Genomic DNA, 21,104 nt, shown 5'->3' on the forward strand with positions numbered 1-21,104 from the left:
CCACCCGTCGCGCGCCACGGGGGCGCACGCGGGCAGGGGCCTTCATGGGTGTGTGCCTCCATCCTGCCCTTTTCGGCCATAAGTCGGCTGTAAGCCGGGGAGGCGGCGGTCCCGCGGACGGGGCGTGCGGGGCCTGCGGGCCGGGCGCGAGAGGGACGAAGGGGCCGGGAATGCCGAACTTTCTTCCGCGGTTCAGGTTTCCGCGGGAGGGAGCCGGGGGAGGACGGCTTTACACCCCGCGATCACGCTCTGCATGTGCCGCACGACCATGCGGTACCCCGCGATCAGCTCCGCAGAGTGGGCGTGGGTGTCCGGCACCGTCGCCGCCCAGCACGGGCAGCGCTGGGCACCTACTGGAGACGTGATCGCCCCTTCCGAACGGCACACCCCCGTGCCACCGACCCACGACCCAGGACGAGGGGGCGCAGCATGGACGCATTCACCGCAGGACTTCTGCAGCGCATAAAGGCGACCGAGTCCGACCTGACGCGGGCTCGTGACGAGGGCGACGACTTCCTCGTCGAGGTGGAGCTGGGCGAACTCGACGACCTGCGCCGCCTCGCCGCCGAACACGGTGTGGAAGTCGGCGTGTCCGGCGTCTGATCCGCGTGTGGTCGAGCGACCGCACACGAACGGGACCCCCGGCGTTCGGCGCCGGGGGTCCCGTTGTGCTCACACTGCGGGCGAGCCGAAGGGGCTCGGGCGCCCCGCAGGAGGACGGGTCGCCTAAACGCCGTCGTGCCCGTCGTGCCAGGCGCCGAAGTCCTCCAGGAGGTTCTGGAGGGGCTCGAAGACCCCCGGGCTCGCCGCGACCGTCAGGTCGCGGGACAGGCGTTCTCCGGGGCGGCCCCCGGTGCGGGCGCCCGCCTCGCGGGCGATCAGGTCGCCCGCGGCGTAGTCCCAGGGGTTCAGGCCGCGCTCGTAGTAGCCGTCGAGGCGGCCCACGGCCACGTCGCACAGGTCGATCGCGGCCGAGCCGCCGCGCCGGATGTCGCGCACCAGCGGGATCACGCGGCGGACGACGTCGGCCTGGTGGGCGCGGACCTCGGCGACGTAGTTGAAGCCGGTGGAGACCAGGGCCTGGTCCAGGGGCGGTGCGGGGCGGCACGCCAGCTTGCGCTCGCCGGCCCAGGCGCCGGTGGCCCAGGCGCCCCGGCCGCGCACCGCGTGGAACGTCTCGCCACGCATGGGAGCGGTCACGACTCCGACGACGGGCTCGCCGTCCTGCTCGGCCGCGATGGAGACGGCCCAGGTGGGCAGGCCGTAGAGGTAGTTCACCGTGCCGTCGAGCGGGTCGATCACCCAGCGGATGCCGCTGGTGCCCTCGACGGAGGCCCCCTCCTCGCCGAGGAAGCCGTCGTCGGGACGCCGGTCGGAGATCAGGCCGGTGATCAGTTTCTCGGCCGCGATGTCCATCTCGGTGACGACGTCGATCGGGCTGGACTTGGTGGCGGCGACCGCGAGGTCGGCCGGGCGGCCGTCCCTCAGCAGCGCGCCCGCGCGCGCGGCGGCCTGGAGGGCGAGCTGGAGCAGTTCGGTGTGCAGGGAGTCGGTCACTGTGGTCCTCACGCGTACGGGCTGTCGGCGCCCGCGGCGGCGGGGCGGGGGGCGCGGGCCGGGCAGCAGCCCACCGGGCAGACGTCGTGGCTCGCGCCCAGGGCGCCCAGGGCGCACGGCGTGACCTCCTGGCCGCGTTCCGCGCGGGCACGCTCCAGGATCAGGTCGCGGACCGCGGCGGCGAACCTCGGGTCGGCGCCGACCGTGGCCGAGCGGCGCACCGGCAGGCCCAGCTCCTCGGCCTTGGCCTTGGCCTCCGTGTCGAGGTCGTAGAGGACCTCCATGTGGTCGGAGACGAAGCCGATGGGCGCCATGACGACCGCCGGGGCACCTGCGGTGCGGCGGTCCTCCAGGTGGTCGCAGATGTCGGGTTCCAGCCACGGGATGTGCGGGGCGCCGGAGCGGGACTGGTAGACGAGCTGCCAGGGGTGGTCGACGCCGGTGCGCTCGCGGAGCGCGTCGGCGATCAGCCGGGCCACGTCCAGGTGCTGGCGGACGTAGGCCCCGCCGTCACCGTGGTCGCCGACGGGGCCGGAGGCGTCGGCGGCCGAGGTCGGGATCGAGTGGGTCGTGAAGGCGATGTGGGCGCCGTCGCGGACGCCCTCGGGGAGGTCGGCGAGGGATTCCTGTACGCCGTCGATCATGGGTTCGACGAAGCCGGGATGGTTGAAGTAGTGCCGCAGCTTGTCGATCCTGGGCAGCTCCAGGCCCTCGGCCTCCAGGGCGGCCAGCGAGTCGGCGAGGTTCTCGCGGTACTGGCGGCAGCCCGAGTAGGAGGCGTAGGCGCTGGTGGCCAGGACCAGGATGCGGCGACGGCCGTCACGGACCATGTCCCGCAGGGTGTCGGTGAGGTAGGGCGCCCAGTTGCGGTTGCCCCAGTAGACCGGCAGGTCCAGGCCGTGGTCGGCGAAGTCCTTGCGGAGGGCGTCCAGCAGGGCGCGGTTCTGGTCGTTGATGGGGCTGACCCCGCCGAACAGGAAGTAGTGCTGCCCGACTTCCTTCAGGCGTTCCTTCGGGATGCCGCGCCCGCGTGTCACGTTCTCCAGGAACGGGACCACGTCGTCCGGCCCCTCCGGGCCGCCGAACGAGAGCAGGAGCAGGGCGTCGTACGGGGTGGCATCGAGCGCGTCTGGCATGTCTCGATCCTGCCACCCGGCGCCGACAGCCCGGATCCCGACCCGCACGGGCGTGTGCGTCGGGGCCGCTTCGTCTGCGTGTGCAGCTTCATAAGCGTGTGCAGCGGTGCCATCGAATCCGTAAGCTGTATCGGCTACCTACGCGCCTTACCGCAGCCCGGCCTCACCGCACCCCGGAGACCTCCCTTGCCCAGCCCCTATCGCGCCCTCTTCGCCGCCCCAGGCTCCAAGGGCTTCTCCGCCGCGGGGTTCATCGGCCGTATGCCGCTGTCGATGATGGGCATCGGCGTGGTCACGATGATCTCCCAGCTCACCGGGCGCTACGGGCTCGCGGGCGCGCTGTCGGCCACCATCGCGCTGGCCGCCGCCGCGCTCGGGCCGCAGATCTCGCGATTGGTCGACCAGTACGGGCAGCGCCGGGTGCTGCGGCCGGCCACGCTGGTCGCGCTGACCGCGGCGGCTGGGCTGCTGCTCGCCGCGTACTTCCGGTGGCCGGACTGGGTGCTGTTCCTGTGCGCCGCCGGGATCGGTTCGGTGCCGTCCCTGGGCGCGATGGTCCGTGCGCGCTGGGCGGCGGTGTACCGGGGAACCCCGCAGCTGCACACCGCCTATTCGTTCGAGTCGGTGGTCGACGAGGTCTGCTTCATCTTCGGACCGATCGTCTCCATCGGCCTGTCCACGGCCTGGTTCCCGGAGGCGGGGCCGCTGCTCGCCGCGGGCTTCCTGGCCGTGGGGGTCTTCTGGCTGACCGCGCAGCGGGCCACGGAGCCCGAGCCGCACCCGCGCGAGCACCACGGCGGCGGCTCGGCGCTGCGCTCGCGCGGGCTGCAGGTCCTGGTGGCCACGTTCGTGGCGACGGGGTCGATCTTCGGCGCGGTCGACGTGGTCACCGTGGCGTTCGCCGACGAGCGGGGGCACAAGAGTGCGGCGAGCGTCGTGCTCGCGCTGTACGCGGCGGGCTCCTGCTCTGCGGGCGTGCTCTTCGGCCTGCTGCGGCCGTCCGGAGCGCCCGCCCGCCGCTGGGCGCTGGGCATATGTGCGATGGCCGTGAGTATGATCCCCCTCCTACTGGTCGGAAACCTGCTGTTTCTGGCCGTGGCGCTGTTCGTCGCGGGCCTGTCCGTCGCTCCCACCATGATCACGACGATGGCCCTCGTCGAGGAGCACGTACCACGCGCGCACCTGACCGAGGGCATGACCTGGGTGAGCACCGGACTCGCGGTCGGCGTGGCGTTCGGTTCGTCGGTGGCCGGCTGGGTGATCGACGCGGCCGGTGCGCGGGCCGGGTACGGGGTCCCGGCGGTGTCCGGGGCCGTCGCGGTCGCGGTGGGTTTCCTCGGGTACCGCCGGCTCAGCAGGCCGGCTCCGGGACGGGGAGGCTTCGTTGAGCAGCACAGCGAGCGCGAAGAACGGCACGTGGCGTAACTGGGGCGGCAACGTCGGCGCCCGTCCCGCGCGGGAGGTCGCGCCCGCCTCGGTCGAGGAACTGGCGGCCGCGGTCCGGCGGGCCGCCGAGGACGGCCTGAAGGTGAAGGCCGTCGGTACAGGGCACTCCTTCACGTCCATCGCCGCCACCGACGGCGTCTTGATCCGCCCTCAACTCTTGACGGGCATCCGCACCATCGACCGCGACGCCATGACGGTCACGGTGGAGGCCGGCACACCGCTCAAGAGGCTCAACATGGCGCTCGCGCGGGAGGGCCTGTCCCTCACCAACATGGGCGACATCATGGAGCAGACGGTGTCCGGGGCCACCAGCACCGGCACCCACGGCACCGGCCGGGAGTCCGCGTCGATCGCGGCCCAGATCAAGGGCCTGGAGCTGGTCACGGCGGACGGCTCGACGCTCACCTGCTCCGACAAGGAGAACCCCGAGGTCTTCGCGGCCGCGCGGATCGGCCTGGGCGCGCTGGGCATCGTCACGGCGATCACCTTCGCCGTCGAGCCGATCTTCCTGCTCACCGCCCGCGAGGAGCCGATGCCCCTGGAGAAGGTCCTCGCCGAGTTCGACCAGCTCTGGGCGGAGAACGAGCACTTCGAGTTCTACTGGTTCCCGCACACCGGCAGCACCAACACCAAGCGCAACAACCGCAGTGCCGGCCCGGAGGCACCGGTGGGGCAGTTGGCGGGCTGGTTCGAGGACGAGTTCCTCTCCAACGGCGTCTTCCAGGTCGCCAACTGGGTGGGCCGCGCGGCGCCCGCCACCGTCCCCGCGATCGCCCGGGTCTCCAGCCGGGCGCTGTCCGCACGGACGTACACCGACATCCCCTACAAGGTCTTCACCTCCCCGCGCCGGGTGCGGTTCGTGGAGATGGAGTACGCCGTCCCGCGCGCGGCCCTGCCCGACACGCTGCGCGAGCTGAAGGCGATGGTGGACCACTCAGGTCTGCGGGTGAGCTTCCCGGTGGAGGTGCGCACGGCGCCCGCCGACGACATCACCCTGTCCACCGCCTCGGGCCGGGAGAGCGCGTACGTCGCGGTCCACATGTTCCGGGGGACGCCCTACCAGCGGTACTTCACCGCCGCGGAGCGGATCTTCACCGCGCACGAGGGCCGGCCGCACTGGGGCAAGATCCACACCAGGGACGCGGAGTACTTCGCCGGGGTGTATCCGCGCTTCGGCGAGTTCACTGCGCTGCGGGACCGGCTGGATCCTGAACGTCTGTTCCAGAACGACTACTTGCGGAGGGTGCTGGGGTCGTAGCGGACGCGCTGGGCGCCGGGGCCGGGGCATCGGTTCCTGCCGTGCTCCCCGTCCCCGGGGTGCCGACGCTCTCGCCGCCGCTGCCGGTGCCTCCGGTGGCGTCCGCGGTCGGCGTCGGGCTCACCGCCGTATCGCCGTCCCCGCGGCCGGAGCCGTCTCCGCGCGGGGACGTGCCGTCACCGCTCCCGGCCGGCGCGGTCCGCGAGTCGGACGGAACCGGCGTCCGGTCGCCGGCCGGGCCGGACGGCGCGCGCCGTCCGGTCACGGCGTCGCCGACGGTCGTGCCCTTCCCGCCGCTGAAGCTGTCGCCCGACACCAGTTCGTACGCGGTGATGCCGGCCATGGTGACCCCGAAGACGAGGGCGGCCGCGACCACGGGCCGCTTCCAGTTCTTGACCCGGGCCCGGTAGACGGTGCCGGATGTGAACTCCCCCGGGGGCGGCGGTGTCCGGCCGCCGGGGACGGCCGCCGGGAGCGGCCTGGACGAGACGGCCGTCGCGTCACGGAGGTGTTCACCGGTGCGCCGGAAGAAGTGCTGGAAGAACGAGCCGCCACAGGTGGCGATGACGCTGACGACACCGGCCCCGAGGATCGTGCCGTAGACGCCGAAGTAGGAGGCCAGCTTCGCGGCCACCACCGCGGCGACGGCGCTGCCCGCGACCTGAGGCACGTTCAGGTCGATCCGCTTCTTCTTCGTCACCCCCTCACTCGCGCTCCGCACACCACCGTTGTCGGGCCTTTCACGCATACCCGGACCTTGCCTGCCTCTCCCGTACACGATCGAGCACAGCCGAACCTTCGGGACGCGATCGGCCGACTGCACGAGAAAGGGACGTACGGACGAAACCGTTAGTTCCGTTTCCGGTGAATACGTGAAGTACGCCACGTTCATGATCGAGGAATCCGGTCACGGAGGGCCAAGTCCCGCCCCTTGCCTGAAGTTGGACGGCGCGCCAATCCACGCACGTGGTCCAAATGGAGTACTGTTGCGAGCCCTGGGTCCGGTCTCCCGCCAGGGCGTCCGGGGCCTTGCTGGACCGCCGGGAGGGGGCTGGTCGCACAGGGTGACGGAGTTGGTCACTGAGCGTTGTGAACAGGTAACCGTGCCATAACGGCGATCCAGGGCCCGCGCCCGACACGCCGGGCAACTCGGCAAGGTTGTGGCAGGCTGCACCCGGGCAGGCCACACTCGACTAGCGGAAGCAGCGACGCACGTGACGTCGGCAGGCACCACCCGGGAGGTCCCCATGCCCGAACTGCGTGTCGTGGCCGTCTCCAATGACGGCACACGGCTGGTGCTGAAGGCTGCGGACAGCACGGAGTACACGCTTCCGATCGACGAACGGCTCCGCGCCGCCGTGCGCGGCGACCGTCCCCGCCTCGGCCAGATCGAGATCGAGGTGGAGAGCCATCTCCGCCCCCGTGACATCCAGGCGCGGATACGAGCCGGTGCGACCGCGGAAGAGGTCGCCCAGCTCGCCGGCATCCCCGTGGACCGGGTACGGCGCTTCGAGGGCCCCGTGCTCGCCGAGCGCGCCTTCATGGCCGAGCGGGCCCGCAAGACCCCGGTCCGCCGCCCCGGCGAGAACTCCGGCCCGCTGCTCGGCGAGGCCGTCCAGGAGCGGCTGTTGCTGCGCGGCGCCGAGAAGGACACCGTCCAGTGGGACTCCTGGCGCCGCGACGACGGCACCTGGGAGGTCCTGCTGGTCTACCGGGTCGCGGGCGAACCGCACTCGGCGAGCTGGACGTACGACCCGCCGCGGCGCCTGGTGCAGGCCGTCGACGACGAGGCGCGCGCCCTGATCGGGGAGTCCGACGACCTCGGGGCCCCCGAGCCGAGCTTCCCGTTCGTGCCGCGCATCGCCCGGCTGCCGCGCGAACGTTCCTTCGACCGGGACCGGGAACGTCCCGCGCTGCCGGCGCAGGCGCAGGAGCCGCCCGAGGAGAGCACGAGCGACCGCGACTCGCTGACCAGTCTGCTGGAGGCGGTGCCGAGCTTCCGCGGCGACCTCGTGGTGCCCGAGCGCGCACCGGAACCCACGGAGGAACCCGCCCAGGAAGCGGCGGTGGAGGAACCCCCCGCCCCCGCGGCCTCCGCCGGCGCCGGATCCGCCTACGCGGACGTGCTCATGCCGCGCTCCGTCGGCAGCCACCGCGACCGGCTCATCGGCGCCACCGACCGCCAGGCCGAAGCGGACGGCGTCCGCCCCGGCCGCCGCGCCGCCGTCCCGAGCTGGGACGAAATCGTGTTCGGCACCCGCCGCAAGAAGCAGGAGTAGAAGTCGGCGGCGCCGTACGGCGCGAGGTAGAACCAGGAAGAGGGCCGCCCGGCCGCATCGGCCGGGCGGCCCTCTTGCCGGTGCCCGCAGGTCTGTCTCCCGCAGGTCCGTCCGTACGTACGGCCCCTACTGCGGGTCCGGTCCGACCGCCACCGGGCGGGACGGGTCCGCGGACCACTCCGACCACGACCCGACGTACAGGGCCGCCGGAATCCCCGCCACGGCCAGCGCCAGCGCCTCGTGCGCCGCGGAGACGCCCGAACCGCAGTAGACGCCCACGTCCTTGCCGTCGGCCGCGCCCAGCGCCTTGAACCGCGCCTGGAGTTCCGCCGCGGGCAGGAAGCGCCCGTCCGGGCCGACGTTCTCGGTCGTCGGCGCCGAGACCGCTCCCGGAATGTGGCCGCCCACCGGGTCGATCGGCTCCACCTCGCCGCGGTACCGCTCCCCCGCGCGCGCATCGAAGAGCACCCCGGACCGGGCCAGCGCCGCGGCCCCGTCGGCGTCGAGGAGCGCCACGGCGCCCGGCGCCGGTGAGAAGTCGCCCTGGGCCGGCTCGGGCACCCCCGTCTCCAGCGGCCCCTCCCAGGCGGCCAGCCCGCCGTCCAGGACCCGGACGTCGGGGTGCCCCGTCCAGCGCAGCAGCCACCATGCGCGTGCCGCCGCCCAGCCCTGCCCGCCGTCGTACACGACGACCGGCCGGCCGGCGCTGACCCCCGCACGGCGCATCGCGGCGCCGAACTCCTCGATGCCGGGCAGCGGATGACGGCCGTTCGAGCCGGGTGCAGAGGCCAGTTCGCGGTCCAGGTCGACGTAGACGGCTCCGGGGATGTGCCCGGACTCGTGGGCGGCGCGCCCGTCGAAGGGCGGCTCGCCGCCCGCCTTGGCCAGGCTGAGCTGCCAGCGGACGTCGAGCAGCACCGGCGGGTTCGGCCCGGCCAGGGCGCTCGCCAGGTCGGATGCGGAGATGATGGCGTTCATGGTCACCATCCTCGCGCACGGGGTGGCCGCCGCGTCCAGGTCCGACTAATGTGCTCGGCCGGACAGGTCCGGTCACGACCCGTATGGGATCGGACACATGCTGTACAGCCGACCGACATCTGCCGGCAAGCGCACCGAAACGGGCGGGAAACCGCGGAACGGGCATCCTCCGGGCAAGGAACCGCTGTTGGGTGGGGGCGAGCATCCGCTCTGGTCCGGGGAGCGGAATCGACGCGGCCATCGCGAGGCCGAGAAGAGAGTGACGATGACCGAGGCACCGGAGTCGGCAGGCGACAGCCGCCGGGCACACGCGCGGTACGCGCCCGGCACGCCCTGCTGGGTGAGCCTGATGGTCCACGGCATGGCCGCGACCCAGACCTTCTACGGGGAGCTCTTCGGCTGGGAGTTCCGGCCCGGCCCCCACCAGCTCGGCCCCTATGTGCGGGCCCTGCTGGACGGCCGGGAGGTGGCGGGCATCGGCCAGCTGCCGCCGGACCGCTATCTGCCCATCACCTGGACGCCGTATCTCGCCTCGGACGACGTGGATCTGACGGCCGAAACGGTACGGCTGTGCGGCGGCACGATCGGGGTGGGGCCGCTGGACGCGGGCGACGCCGGACGCCTGGCGATCGGCTCCGATCCCTCGGGCGCGGTCTTCGGCGTGTGGCAGGCCGCGGCGCACCTCGGCACGGGCCTCGACGGTGTGCCCGGGACACCTGTCTGGAACGAGCTGCGCACCTTCGAGACCGCCACCGTCGCCAAGTTCTACGAGACGGTGTTCGGTTACGAGGTCCAGCGGTCGGCGTCCACCACCGAGGCGGACTCCGGATCCGGATCCGAGTCCGGGTCCGAGTCCGGCTTCGACCACGCGACACTGTGCCTCGACGGCCGTGCCGTCGCCGGGATCCACGGCGTGGGTCACACCCTGCCCCGTGACCGCGGCCCGCACTGGGTGACGTACTTCCAGGTCGCCGACACCGACGAGGCGGCCGAACGCCTCACCGGACTCGGCGGACAGGTCCTGTCCCCCGCCCGGGACACCGCCCACGGCCGCGTGGCCATGGTCGCGGACCCCGAGGGCGCCCGCTTCGCCCTGGTCTCGGGCGCACGGTGACCGGGCCCGTCACCCGCGTCGAACGCCGTCGCGTCGACCGGGCGCGTCACTCGCCCTGACCGGGTCCGTCCCTCAGGAGGGTGACACCGGCAGGACGTCCGGTGACAGTGCCGCGGCGTGGGCCGAGGCGGACGTCATTCGGCGGCGATGGTGCCGACGGCACAGAACCTCGTAGCCGATCTCGTCCGCGGAGCGGTTGACGTCACCGACGACCACCTGTGCGCCCTCGACGACCATGACCCCGCCGACCGTACGGGCGTTGTGGGTGGCGCGGGAGCCGCACCAGCACAGGGCCTCGACCTGGAGCACCTCGACGCGGTCGGCGAGTTCGACCAGGCGCTGGGAGCCGGGGAACAGCTTGGTTCGGAAGTCGGTCGTGATACCGAAGGCGTACACGTCGACGTCCAGGTCGTCGACCACGCGCGCGAGTTGGTCGATCTGCTCCGGCCCCAGGAACTGCGCCTCGTCCGCGATCACGTAGTCGGCGCGCCCACCCTGGGAGAGGTGGTCGACGATGTAGGCGTACAGATCCATGCCGTCCTCGACCTCCACCGCGTCCGTGACCAGACCCAGGCGTGAGGACAGCTTGCCCTCGCCCGCCCGGTCGTCCCGCGTGAATATCAGGCCCTGCAGGCCACGCGCCGAACGGTTGTGCTCGATCTGGAGAGCCAGTGTCGACTTCCCGCAGTCCATCGTTCCGGAGAAGAACACCAGCTCGGGCATGGGAGGTCGGGCACCTTTCGGTGAGGTCGGCGGATACTGCGGTGCGGGAGGAGATGCGCGGGAAGAGGGTTCAGGAGCGTACTTCGAGCAGGGGGACCAGCTGTTCGGCAGGCGTCATCGAACCGTGGTTGCCCACCATCGACGACTCCTTCGGTTCCCGTTCCGAGGCGATGAGCAGCACGTCGTCGCGGGCGGCCGCCACCACGTCGCCGATCCGCGCGTACACGCGGTCGTCGATCCGCGGTCCGAACCAGCCCGCCGCCACCGCCTCGTCGCGGGAGGCCACCCAGAACTGCTCGCCCAGCACCTCGCGCCAGCAGGTCAGTACGTCGCCCTCGGCGCCCGGCACGGCGTAGACGTGCCGCGCGCGCCCCTCTCCGCCGAGCAGGGCGACGCCGGCGCGCAGCTCCCAGTCCTCGTCGAAGTCGATGCGGTGCTGCTCGTCGAACGGGATGTCGACCATGCCGTGGTCGGCGGTGACGTACAGCGCGCTGCGCGGCGGCAGCTGCTCGGCCAGGCGCTGGGCCAGCCGGTCGACGGCCATGAGCTGGCCGCGCCAGGTGTCGGAGTCGACGCCGTAGCGGTGGCCGGCGCCGTCGAGCTCGGAGTAGTACGTGTAGACGAGCGCGCGGTCGCCTGCCGCGAGCTGCTCGGCCGCGAGATCCATGCGGTCCTCGCCGGTCAGCCGCCCCAGGAACGTTCCGCCGCTGAGCGCGACCCTCGTCAGCGGGGTGTTCTCGAAGGTGGGGGAGGACACCTGGGCCGCGTGCACACCCGCCTGGTGGGCCAGCTGGAAGACCGTGGGGTACGGCTGCCAGGCGCGCGGTTCGCTGTACGGCTGCCAGCGCAGCTGGTTCATCAGCTCGCCGGTGGCGGGGTTGCGCACCGTGTAGCCGGGCAGGCCGTGGACGCCCGGAGGCAGGCCGGTGCCCACGGAGGCGAGGGAGGTCGCGGTGGTGGCGGGGTAGCCGGCGGTGAGCGGACGTCCGGTGCCACCGCGCGAGCTGCCCAGCAGCGAGGTGAGGAACGGCGCGTCCTCGGGGTGCGCCCGCAGCTGCTGCCAGCCCAGGCCGTCGATCAGGAAGACGCAGGCGCGGTCGACGGGGGCCAGCTCGGGGATCGCGGCCGTCATGTCCGGCACGCCCATGCCCGCGGCCAGGGTGGGCAGCAGGTCGGCGAGGGAACCGGAGCCGTACTCGGGGACGGGCGCGGACTCTACGGCCAGAGGTTCCGGGTGGTCCCAGGCGGTGGACTGTGTCATCAGCGGCTCAGGTCCGCGGTGGCCTCGGAGATGGCCTGGGCGAAGGCCAGGGCCTGGCGCACCGTCTCGGGGCCGTCCCCGGCCTCGCTGACGCGCAGGCTCAGGTCGTCCGCGGTCGAGTTGCCCGTGTAGCCGTGGTCCGCCTCACAGTTGGGGTCGCCGCAGGCGGCGGGTTCCAGGTCGATGCGCGAGACCGCTCCCCAGCCGATGGTGAGCACGACCTCGCGGGGCAGGGTGCCCGGCGTGTACTGCTCCGGGTTGGCCACCACCCGGCTGACGACGACCGACGAGATCCGGCCGAGCTTGACCGACTCCGTGGACGTCGTGGCGTACGGCGTCGGGGAGGTGCTGTCGGCGGCCTGCTCGTCGGTGTGGCTGACGATGAAGCGGTTGTCGGTGAGGACCAGCACCGTCACGTGCCGGCGCACCTCGTTCTGGTCGAAGGTGGTCTCCTGGTGGACCAGGTACGACCGGATGGGCTCGCCGCCCACGGCGGCCTCCACCGCCTCGGCCACGAGAGCCGGGTAGTAACCGCTGCGCTCGATCGCCGCCCGCAGCCCCTGGGTCGTCGTACTGGTCTTGGCCATGCCGTCCATCCTACGGGGGCGCACTGACTGCGAGGCACCGCTCAGTACCGCGAAACCGGCTCCGTACCGCGAATCCCGCTCAGTACGCCGGGAGCGTGCGCGGGCCCAGGTCGCCGCGGGCGGGCGGCGGCGCGAGGCGCACGCTCGCGCCGAGGACGCTCGCCCCGCGCGGGGCGACGACGACCGGCTCCAGGGTGACCGCGACGACCTCCGGGTGGTCGTCGACCAGCCGCGACACGCGCAGCAGCAGCTCTGCCAGGGCCGGTGTGTCCACCGGCGCGGAACCGCGCCAGCCGAACAGCAGGGGGGCCGTCCGGATGGACCGGATCATGGAGGTGGCCTCGCGGTCGGTGACCGGGACCAGCCGGTGCGCCATGTCGTCGAGCAGCTGGGAGGCGGCTCCGGCGAGCCCGAAGGAGAGCACCGCGCCGGCCGCCGGATCGATGACCGCTCGTACGACGGTGTCGACGCCCCGGGGCGCCATCGTCTGCACCACCGGACGCAGCTCCTCCGGCTTCCCGAACAGCTCGGTCAACTCGGCGTAGGCCCTGCGCAGTTGCTCCTCGTCGGCCAGGTCCAGCCGGACGCCGCCGAGGTCAGCGCGGTGGCGCAGGTGCGGGGCGGTGGCCTTCAGGGCGACGGGGTAGCCGAGGGCGCGGGCGGCCTCGGCGGCGCTGTCTGGGGTGGGCGCGGGGAAGGCCCGGCGGACGTGGATGCCGTAGCGGCCGAGCAGCTCGCAGGTCTCCTCGGTGCCGAGCGTGAGGCCCTGCCCGCGCGCGAGCAGGCCGTCGATGAGGGCGGCGGCGCCCTTCTCGTCGATGTCCTCGTACTCGGGCACCTTGCCCGGGTCGACGGCCTCCCGGCGCCACTGGCCGTACCTGACGGCCTCGGCGAGGGCCCGGACGGCGCGCTCGGCGGCGGGGTAGGCGGGGATGAGGAGGGAGCGCGCTCCAGGGCGCGCGGGGCCGGGCTCCGCCGCCGAGGTCGTGGCGGAGCGGCCGCCGGAGGGCGGGGTCGCCGATGTGGCGGCGGGCGTGGGTCCGGCTGCCGTCGCCGGGGGCATGCTCCGGGGTCCCGGACTCGGCTGCGGGTGCGTGCCTGCTTTCGGTCCCGTGCAGGTCTCGGGGTCCAGGTGGTCCAGGGGGGCCGAACCGAACCACGGTTCCGTGCCGGGCCGCCGACCCGGGTCGGGCTGGAACGCGCTCCCGGGCTGGGTGGTTGTGCTGGGCCGGGGCGCGGTCCCGGGCTCCGCGCTCGTGCCGGGCTGCGGGGTCGTGCCGGGCGCGCCGGCCTGCGGGCCCGTGCTGGCCGCCGCCGAGAGGGCTTCCGCGAGGCCGCCGAGTTCGACGTGGACGACCAGGACCGGCTTGCCGGGCGCCGCCTCCGCGGCCGAGCGAAGGGCCTCGGCGAGGGCCGCGTCCTCGGCGGCACCCTCCCCCACCGCCGGTATCGCGGTCACGACCACCGCGTCGGTCGTCTCGTCCTCGAGCGCACGCGACAGCGCCGACCGGAAGTCCTCCGCGGACGCCGCCGTCGTCAGGTCCTGCGGCGGCTGCGGGCGCAGCCCCTCGGCGAGACAGCGGTCGTACGTCAGTACGCCCAGCGACTCGGAGTTGCCCAGGATCGCCACCCGTGGGCCGGGAGGGAGCGGCTGGCGGGCGAGCAGCAGCCCCGTGTCCACCAGTTCCGTGATGGTGTCCACGCGGATCACGCCCGCCTGCCGCAGCAGGGCCGAGACCGTCGCGTGCGGCAGCCGCGTCGCCCGTACGGTGTGCCCCTGGGGTGCCGATCCCGGGCCCTGCACCACGACCAGTGGCTTCGCCGCCGCCGTGCGCCGGGCGAGCCGGGTGAACTTGCGCGGGTTGCCGATGGACTCCAGGTACATCAGGGCGACGTCGGTGTGCGGGTCGTCGTACCAGTACTGCAGGACATCGTTGCCGGAGACGTCCGCCCGGTTGCCGGACGAGACGAAGGTCGACACTCCCGTGACGCCGGTCACGCCGCCGCCGCGCCGGTGGAGCCGGGACAGCAGCGCGATGCCGATCGCCCCGGACTGCGCGAACATCCCGATGCGGCCGGGGCGTGGCATCTCGGGGGCGAGGGAGGCGTTCAGCCGGACGTCCGGCGAGGTGTTGATGACCCCGAAGGCGTTGGGCCCGATGATCCGCATGCCGTACGCGCGCGCGTGCCGCACGAGTGCGCGCTGGCGCTCGCGCCCCTCGGGGCCACTCTCGGCGTATCCCGCGGAGATCACGACGAGCCCCTGCACACCGTGCTCGCCGCACTCGGTGACGACTTCGGGGACCTGCTCGGCCGGTACGGCCACGACCGCGAGGTCCACGGGGCCTTCGATCTCACGCACCGAGCGGTGGGCGGGCACCCCGTCGATCTCCTGCCGGTCCTCGCCGAAGGCACGGTTCACGGCGTGCAGCCGGCCGGTGAACCCCGCCTCGCGGATGTGGTCGAGGACGCTGCGGCCCACGCCCCCGCGGGTGCGGCCCACCCCGACGACGGCCACCGAGCCGGGCACCAGCAGGCGGCGTACCGACCGTCCCTCGGCGCGCTGTTCCCGCGCGCGCTGTACGGCGAGCGAGCGGTCCGTGGGCTCGATGCCGAACTCCAGGTGTACGACGCCGTCCTCGAAGCTGCGCTTCTGGGTGTACCCGGCGTCGGTGAACACCTTGATCATCTTGGTGTTGGCGGGCAGCACCTCGGCGGTGAAGCGGCGGATGCCGCGCTCGCGGGCGACGGCCGCGATGTGTTCCAGGAGGGCGGAGGCGACACCTCGGCCCTGGTGGGCGTCCTGCACCAGGAAGGCGACCTCTGCCTCGTCCGCGGGTGCGGAGGCGGGCATTCCACCGGCGCCGACGCGGTCATAGCGTACGGTGGCGATGAACTCGCCGCCGATCGTGGCCGCGAGTCCCACCCTGTCCACAAAGTCGTGGTGCGTGAAGCGGTGGACGTCCTTCGCGGACAGACGCGGATAGGGCGCGAAGAAGCGGTAGTACTTGGACTCGTCCGAGACCTGCTCGTAGAAGCTGACCAAGCGGTCGGCGTCCTGGGCGGTGATGGGGCGGATCCGTGCGGTGCCGCCGTCGCGCAGCACCACGTCGGCCTCCCAGTGGGCGGGATACTCATGCCGGTCCGACGAGGTCTGCATGGGGCCCAGAGTACGGCTAGCGTCCGACAACGGCGCGAGGCAGTCTGTGGAGGAACCGCGCGAGGACACCCATCGGATCGAGGCCGCGGTCCGACGCATTCGGGGACGGCACACCGTGCCGCTCCGGGCGTGCTCCACGTGTGGGAAACTGGTCTAGACAACCCTGATACACCGAAGGGCAGCATCACATGGCTGAGCGCCGCGTCAACGTCGGCTGGGCCGAGGGCCTCCACGCCCGCCCCGCTTCCATCTTCGTCCGGGCCGCCACGGCCGCAGGTGTCCCCGTGACGATCGCCAAGGCCGACGGCACCCCCGTCAACGCCGCCTCCATGCTGGCCGTCCTCGGCCTCGGCGCCCAGGGCGGCGAGGAGGTCGTCCTGGCCTCCGACGCCGAGGGCGCGGACGCCGCCCTGGACCGGCTGGCCAAGCTGGTCTCCGAGGGACTCGAGGAGCTTCCCGAGACGGTCTGACGGTCCGATCGAGCGCTAACGTCGCGTCTCGAGCACCGAAGCCGCGTCGCCCGGGCCGGGCGGCGCGGCTTCGCTCTTTCCGGGTCCTCTCCCAGCGGGCCTGCCCAGAGAATCGACTCCGGGGATCGGCTCAGGAGATCGGCTCAGCGGACCGATTCAGGGATCGACTCAGGGATCGGCTCAGAGGATCGACCGCACAACGCACCGAACGAAATTCCGACGGGCTGGAAAGCCGTCCGCCAAAAAGGGCAGCACGAATACACCCCACGCAGAATTCCCCTCTTTGTATACGGCCGCCGCGTTAATTCCGTGCACCCGATGTGTTTACGGGACGTTGCGAAGTCCTCACACGGTGGGCGGCGGTCGCACGCTCGGCGTGCAGGGCGGTCAGCGCCCGCGCGCGCTCGCCGTCGCCGCGCGCCACCGCGTCGGCGATGGCACCGTGCTCGGCCCAGGACTCCACGGGGTCGGCCGGGACCGGCACCGAGTACATCCAGGCGATCTTGTGCCGCAGCTGGGTCAGCATGGCGGTGAGCGCCGGGCTGCCGCAGGCCTGGGTGAGCGTCTCGTGGAACCAGCTCCCCAGGGACCGCAACTCCTCGCTGCCGCCGCTCACGGCCCGCTCCTGCCCCAGCCGGACCAGGCCGCGCAGCACCTTCAGATGAGCCTCCGTGCGACGCTGGGCGGCCCGGGAGGCGGCCAGCGGTTCCAGCAGCAGCCGCATCTCCAGCAGGTCGGCGGCCTCCTGCTCGGTGGGCTCCGCCACGCACGCCCCGGCGTGCCGCCGGGTCACCACGAAGCCCTCGGCCTCCAGGGTGCGCAGGGCCTCGCGCACGGGGACCCGCGAGACGCCGTAGCGGCGGGCGAGGACCTCCTCGGTGAGCCGGCTGCCGCGCTCATGGATTCCGGCGACGATGTCGTCCCGGATCGCCGTGCATACCGAGTGCGCCGGAATACGCATGACCGACCTCCGCCTGAATCCCGCCGGAATCCCCGTTGTGCGCCACGCCGGACGCCCGTTCCGTGACTCTATTCCAGTGAACGGGAATTTCCGACGGCGGGCCGGAATCCATGGATATTTTTTGGCCAGCGCCGCGCCCGGAACGCCGAAAGCCCCGGCTTCAGCGGCCGGGGCTTTCGGTCAGGGCTGCGCGAGTCGCTCAGACGTTCACACCGTGCTTGCGGAGGTAGGCGACCGGGTCGATGTCGGAGCCGTAGTCCGGGCTGGTGCGGGCCTCGAAGTGGAGGTGCGGTCCGGTGACGTTGCCGGTCGCGCCGGACAGGCCTATCTGCTGGCCCGGGACGACCTTCTGGCCCACCGAGACGCCGATGGACGACAGGTGGCCGTACTGGGTGTACATGCCGTCGGCCATCCTGATCACGATCTGGTTGCCGTACGCCCCGCCCCAGCCGGTCTGCACGACGGTGCCGACGCCGACGGCGTGCACGGCGGTGCCGCTCGCGGCGTGGAAGTCGATTCCGGTGTGGGAGCCGGAGGACCACAGGGAGCCGCCGGTCCGGTAGCCGGTGGAGACGTACGAGCCGGAGATCGGGGGCACGAAGGCGTTGAGGCGCTTGCGCTCGGCCTCGCGGGCGGCGCGCTCCTTGGCCTCGCGCTCCTTCTTCGCCAGCTCGGCGGCCTTCTGGCGCGCGGCCTCCTCGGCCTTCTTCTGCTCGGCGGCCTGCCGCTGGGCGGCGGCCTGGGCGTCGATCTTCTGGGCGACGCTGTCGCCGATGGTGATGACCGGGGTCAGGCCGGTCTCCTCGGGAGCGGGAGCCTCGGCGGCCAGGGCCGGTGCGGCGGCGAGAGTGCCGAGGACTCCGGTGGTGGTGAGCGCCGCGGCACCCACCGCGCGGGCGGTGGTGCGGTGCATCCGGCTGGGGCGGCGATGCTTCCCGGTGGCGCGCGTGAACGCCATGTAGAGGCTGGTCCTTTCCTTCCTTCTCGCCTACCGGGTTAGCTGACGGGTTCGGAGCAGGAAGGTCTCCTACGGACCCCTCGCTGCGCGCGCGGGTGTCCGATTCACCCCAGGGACTGGTGGGTCCCCGGCTCCCCTGGCTCGCGCCGTACGGGGACTCGGCGATGGCTGTCCGGTGCCGCGGGTGCGGCGCACTGCCCGACGAACAGCCGGACCGACGCTAGAGGGGGGCGCTGTCAATTCCCAAACGGATCCGGACTTTTGTAGCGCATGCCACAGGGCAGACAGGCAACCTCTCTCCCAATTCGGACATCGTGGGGCCCTGGTGACGCTTCGGTCACCAGGGCCCCACGCGCGCGTGCCCGCGTCCGCTGCCGGACGGTGTCCCCGAGGGCCGCTACTCGGCCGCGACGACGCTCACCTGGCCGATGCCCAGGGCCTCCACGGGCTCCTTGATCTGCGCGGCGTCACCGACGAGGATCGTCACCAGCCGGTCCACCGGGAAGGCGCTGACGACCGCCGCGGTGGCCTCCACCGTGCCGGTGGCGGCGAGCTGCTGATAGAGCGTCGCCTGGTAGTCGTCGGGCAGGTGCTGCTCGACCTGGTCGGCCAGCGTGCTCGCCACGGCGGCGGCCGTCTCGTACTTGAGCGGCGCCACACCGACGAGGTTCTGCACGGCGACGTCCCGCTCGGCGTCGGTGAGACCCTCGGCGGCGAGCTTGCGCAGCACCGTGAAGAGGTCGTCGAGCGCCGGGCCGGTGTTCGGCGTGTCGACCGAGCCGCTGATCGCGAGCATCGCGGCGCCCGAGCCGTCGGGGGCCGAGCGCAGCACCTGGCCGAACGCCCGCACACCGTAGGTGTAGCCCTTCTCCTCGCGCAGGACACGGTCCAGGCGGGAGGTGAGGGTGCCGCCGAGGCAGTAGGTGCCGAGCACCTGGGAGGGCCACACGCGGTCGTGCCGGTCGGCGCCGATGCGGCCGATGAGCAGCTGGGTCTGGACGGCGCCGGGGCGGTCCACGATGACCACGCGGCCGGTGTCGTCGGCGCGCACCGCCGGCACGGGCCGCGGCTTGGCCGACGAGCCGGTCCAGGCGCCCAGGGTCTCGCCGAGCAGCTCGTCGAGGTCGATGCCGGTGAGGTCGCCGACGACCACGGCGGTGGCCGTGGAGGGGCGGACGTGCCGGTCGTAGAAGGCACGTACGGCCGCCGCGTCGATGCCGCGGACGGTGTCCTCGGTGCCCTGGCGCGGGCGCGACATGCGCGCGGTGGCCGGGAACAGCTCCTTGGAGAGCTCCATGGCGGCGCGACGGGAGGGGTTCGCCAGCTCGTGCGGGATCTCGTCGAGCCGGTTGCGCACCAGCCGCTCGACCTCGGAGTCGGCGAACGCGGGCGCCCTGAGGGCGTCGGCGAGCAGGCCGAGTCCCTTGGCCAGGCGGGAGGCCGGGACCTCCAGGCTCAGCCGTACGCCGGGGTGGTCGGCGTGCGTGTCGAGGGTGGCGCCGGCACGCTCCAGCTCGGCGGCGAACTCCTCCGCGGAGTGCTTGTCGGTGCCCTCGGAGAAGGCCCGAGCCATGATCGTGGCGACACCGTCCAGGCCGGCCGGCTCGGCGTCCAGCGGGGCGTCCAGCAGCACCTCGACGGCGACGACCTGCTGGCCGGGGCGGTGGCAGCGCAGGACGGTCATGCCGTTGTCCAGCGTGTCGCGCTCGGGCGCCGGGAACGCCCACGGCTTGGCCTCGCCCGCCTTGGGCTGGGGGTGGAAGTCCATCGTGGCGAGCTCGGTCACTTCGCCGCCTCCTCGGTGTCGTCGGTGGCCGCGGCGTCCGCGTCCTTGGCGTCGCCTGCTTCGGAAGTGTCGGCGGTGGTCGGCTCGTAGACGAGCACCGCGCGGTTGTCGGGACGCAGGCGCGCCTTGGCGACCTCCTGGACCTCCTCGGGCGTAACCTCCAGGACGCGCTTGACGGCGGTCAGGGCGAGCTGCGGGTCGCCGAAGAGGACCGCGTACCGGCACAGCTCGTCCGCGCGGCCGGCGACAGTGCCGAGCCGGTCCAGCCACTCGCGCTCCAGCTGGGCCTGGGCACGCTCCATCTCCTCGGCCGTGGGCCCCTCCTCGGCGAACCGGGCGAGCTCCTCGTCGATGGCGGTCTCGATGACCGGGACCTCGACGTCGCCGGAGGTCTTCACGTCCAGCCAGCCCAGGGAGGGCGCCCCGGCCAGCCGCAGCAGGCCGAACCCGGCCGCGACGGCGGTACGGTCGCGGCGCACCAGGCGGTTGTAGAGGCGGGAGGACTCGCCGCCGCCCAGGATGGTCAGGGCGAGGTCGGCCGCGTCGCACGCGCGCGTGCCGTCGTGCGGGAGCCGGTAGGCGGCCATCAGGGCGCGCGCCGGGACCTCCTCCTCGATCACCTCGCGCAGCTGGTCGCCGATGGTCTCGGGCAGCGAGCCGTCGCGGGGTGCGGGCTTGCCGTCGTGGGACGGGATGGAGCCGAAGTACTTCTCGATCCAGGCCAGCGTCTGCTGCGGGTCGATGTCGCCGACGACCGAGAGGACGGCGTTGTTGGGGGCGTAGTACGTGCGGAAGAACGCGCGGGCGTCCTCCAGGGTGGCCGCGTCCAGGTCCGCCATGGAACCGATGGGCGTGTGGTGGTACGGGTGGCCCTCCGGGTAGGCGAGGGCGGTCAGCTTCTCGAAGGCGGTGCCGTAGGGGACGTTGTCGTACCTCTGCCGGCGCTCGTTCTTCACGACGTCCCGCTGGTTCTCCATCGACTCGTCGTCGAGGGCGGCGAGCAGGGAGCCCATGCGGTCGGCCTCCAGCCAGAGGGCGAGCTCCAGCTGGTGGGCGGGCATGGTCTCGAAGTAGTTGGTGCGCTCGAAGCTGGTGGTGCCGTTGAGCGAGCCGCCGGCGCCCTGCACCAGCTCGAAGTGACCGTTCCCCTTCACCTGGCCGGAGCCCTGGAACATCAGGTGCTCGAAAAGGTGAGCCAGTCCGGTGCGTCCCTTGACCTCGTGGCGGGAGCCGACGTCGTACCAGAGGCACACCGCCGCGACCGGGGTCAGGTGGTCCTCGGAGAGCACCACGCGCAGACCGTTGGCCAGGCGGTGCTCGGTCGCTGTCAGGCCGCCGGAGCCTGCCTCGGCTGTGGCCGTGTGACCCATGGGCATGTACGTCCCTTCGATCGCGGTGGCGGTCCGCAAACCGCCCTTCTCCTGCCGGTC

18 protein-coding genes and 1 riboswitch are annotated in these 21,104 nt (G+C 72.7%); of the genes, 6 read left to right on the forward strand and 12 right to left on the reverse strand.

The features are described from left to right. The first annotated feature begins 429 nt into the window (after positions 1-429). Positions 430-603: a hypothetical protein gene (locus IE318_RS26915; protein ID WP_181446635.1), complete on the forward strand. Its 174-nt coding sequence runs from the start codon at positions 430-432 to the stop codon at positions 601-603. Positions 604-726: 123 nt separating this feature from the next. Here the strand turns inward: IE318_RS26915 and IE318_RS26920 are convergent, their stop codons facing one another. Together IE318_RS26920 and IE318_RS26925 are read right to left on the reverse strand one after the other, a co-directional pair. Further along, the gene (locus tag IE318_RS26920; protein WP_189904505.1) at positions 727-1,557 is read right to left on the reverse strand and encodes an inositol monophosphatase family protein; all 831 of its coding nucleotides are present in this window, start codon (positions 1,555-1,557) and stop codon (positions 727-729) included. 8 nt (positions 1,558-1,565) lie between these two features. Then, on the reverse strand, positions 1,566-2,693 hold the full coding sequence (locus IE318_RS26925) for a ferrochelatase (protein ID WP_189904430.1): 1,128 nt from the start codon (positions 2,691-2,693) through the stop codon (positions 1,566-1,568). Between the two features lie 186 nt (positions 2,694-2,879). Here IE318_RS26925 and IE318_RS26930 point away from each other — a divergent pair, with 186 nt between their 5' ends. Both IE318_RS26930 and IE318_RS26935 read left to right on the forward strand, forming a co-directional pair. Next, entirely contained in the window at positions 2,880-4,118 is a 1,239-nt protein-coding gene (locus tag IE318_RS26930; RefSeq protein ID WP_030171831.1) for an MFS transporter, read from the forward strand. Then, complete coding sequence (locus IE318_RS26935; RefSeq protein ID WP_189904431.1) at positions 4,078-5,397, forward strand: D-arabinono-1,4-lactone oxidase; 1,320 nt, start codon at positions 4,078-4,080, stop codon at positions 5,395-5,397. Before IE318_RS26930 ends, IE318_RS26935 begins: the two co-directional genes overlap by 41 nt. Here IE318_RS26935 and IE318_RS26940 read toward each other — a convergent pair. Further along, positions 5,321-6,145 carry a hypothetical protein gene (locus tag IE318_RS26940; protein WP_189904434.1) on the reverse strand — a complete coding sequence of 275 codons (825 nt, stop codon included), beginning with the start codon at positions 6,143-6,145 and terminating at the stop codon, positions 5,321-5,323. The two genes, IE318_RS26935 and IE318_RS26940, sit on opposite strands and share 77 nt — an antisense overlap. 499 nt (positions 6,146-6,644) lie before the next feature. Here IE318_RS26940 and sepH point away from each other — a divergent pair, with 499 nt between their 5' ends. Beyond that, on the forward strand, positions 6,645-7,676 hold the full coding sequence (sepH, locus tag IE318_RS26945; RefSeq protein ID WP_189904436.1) for a septation protein SepH: 1,032 nt from the start codon (positions 6,645-6,647) through the stop codon (positions 7,674-7,676). Between the two features lie 126 nt (positions 7,677-7,802). On the opposite strand, the gene IE318_RS26950 is transcribed toward sepH, so the two are convergent. Then, positions 7,803-8,654, reverse strand: a complete 852-nt coding sequence (locus IE318_RS26950; RefSeq protein WP_189904438.1) for a sulfurtransferase — start codon at positions 8,652-8,654, stop codon at positions 7,803-7,805. A 265-nt stretch (positions 8,655-8,919) separates the two neighbouring features. Between IE318_RS26950 and IE318_RS26955 the strand changes: the two genes are divergently transcribed. Then, positions 8,920-9,768, forward strand: a complete 849-nt coding sequence (locus tag IE318_RS26955; RefSeq protein ID WP_189904440.1) for a VOC family protein — start codon at positions 8,920-8,922, stop codon at positions 9,766-9,768. A 72-nt stretch (positions 9,769-9,840) separates the two neighbouring features. Here IE318_RS26955 and IE318_RS26960 read toward each other — a convergent pair whose 3' ends face one another. From IE318_RS26960 to IE318_RS26975, 4 genes are all read right to left on the reverse strand, one after another. Then, positions 9,841-10,491 (reverse strand): thymidine kinase, encoded by a 651-nt coding sequence (locus IE318_RS26960; protein ID WP_030171846.1) that lies wholly within the window; start codon positions 10,489-10,491, stop codon positions 9,841-9,843. A 70-nt stretch (positions 10,492-10,561) separates the two neighbouring features. Then, positions 10,562-11,752, reverse strand: a complete 1,191-nt coding sequence (locus IE318_RS26965) for an alkaline phosphatase family protein (RefSeq protein WP_189904442.1) — start codon at positions 11,750-11,752, stop codon at positions 10,562-10,564. Continuing rightward, positions 11,752-12,348 carry a DUF5998 family protein gene (locus IE318_RS26970; RefSeq protein WP_189904507.1) on the reverse strand — a complete coding sequence of 199 codons (597 nt, stop codon included), beginning with the start codon at positions 12,346-12,348 and terminating at the stop codon, positions 11,752-11,754. Before IE318_RS26970 ends, IE318_RS26965 begins: the two co-directional genes overlap by 1 nt. 70 nt (positions 12,349-12,418) lie before the next feature. Then, on the reverse strand, positions 12,419-15,499 hold the full coding sequence (locus IE318_RS26975; protein WP_189904444.1) for a bifunctional acetate--CoA ligase family protein/GNAT family N-acetyltransferase: 3,081 nt from the start codon (positions 15,497-15,499) through the stop codon (positions 12,419-12,421). Positions 15,500-15,687: 188 nt separating this feature from the next. On the opposite strand from IE318_RS26975, the gene IE318_RS26980 reads away from it, so the two are divergent. Next, complete coding sequence (locus IE318_RS26980; RefSeq protein ID WP_030171859.1) at positions 15,688-15,969, forward strand: HPr family phosphocarrier protein; 282 nt, start codon at positions 15,688-15,690, stop codon at positions 15,967-15,969. A gap of 301 nt (positions 15,970-16,270) precedes the next feature. Here IE318_RS26980 and IE318_RS26985 read toward each other — a convergent pair whose 3' ends face one another. From IE318_RS26985 to IE318_RS27000, 4 genes are all read right to left on the reverse strand, one after another. Next, positions 16,271-16,930, reverse strand: coding sequence for a GntR family transcriptional regulator (locus IE318_RS26985; RefSeq protein WP_189904446.1), 660 nt, complete (start codon positions 16,928-16,930; stop codon positions 16,271-16,273). 199 nt (positions 16,931-17,129) lie between these two features. Next, a complete protein-coding gene (locus IE318_RS26990; RefSeq protein ID WP_030171863.1) occupies positions 17,130-17,888 on the reverse strand; it encodes a M23 family metallopeptidase in 759 nt (252 codons plus the stop codon). A 13-nt stretch (positions 17,889-17,901) separates the two neighbouring features. Continuing rightward, a riboswitch (cyclic di-AMP (ydaO/yuaA leader) is annotated at positions 17,902-18,062 on the reverse strand. 223 nt (positions 18,063-18,285) lie between these two features. Beyond that, a complete protein-coding gene (locus IE318_RS26995) occupies positions 18,286-19,674 on the reverse strand; it encodes a M16 family metallopeptidase (protein WP_189904448.1) in 1,389 nt (462 codons plus the stop codon). Then, positions 19,671-21,044: a M16 family metallopeptidase gene (locus tag IE318_RS27000; protein WP_189904509.1), complete on the reverse strand. Its 1,374-nt coding sequence runs from the start codon at positions 21,042-21,044 to the stop codon at positions 19,671-19,673. Before IE318_RS27000 ends, IE318_RS26995 begins: the two co-directional genes overlap by 4 nt. Positions 21,045-21,104: the final 60 nt, after the last annotated feature.

Origin of the sequence: Streptomyces spiralis (genome assembly GCF_014654675.1) — a bacterium.
Lineage (GTDB): Bacteria > Actinomycetota > Actinomycetes > Streptomycetales > Streptomycetaceae > Streptomyces > Streptomyces spiralis.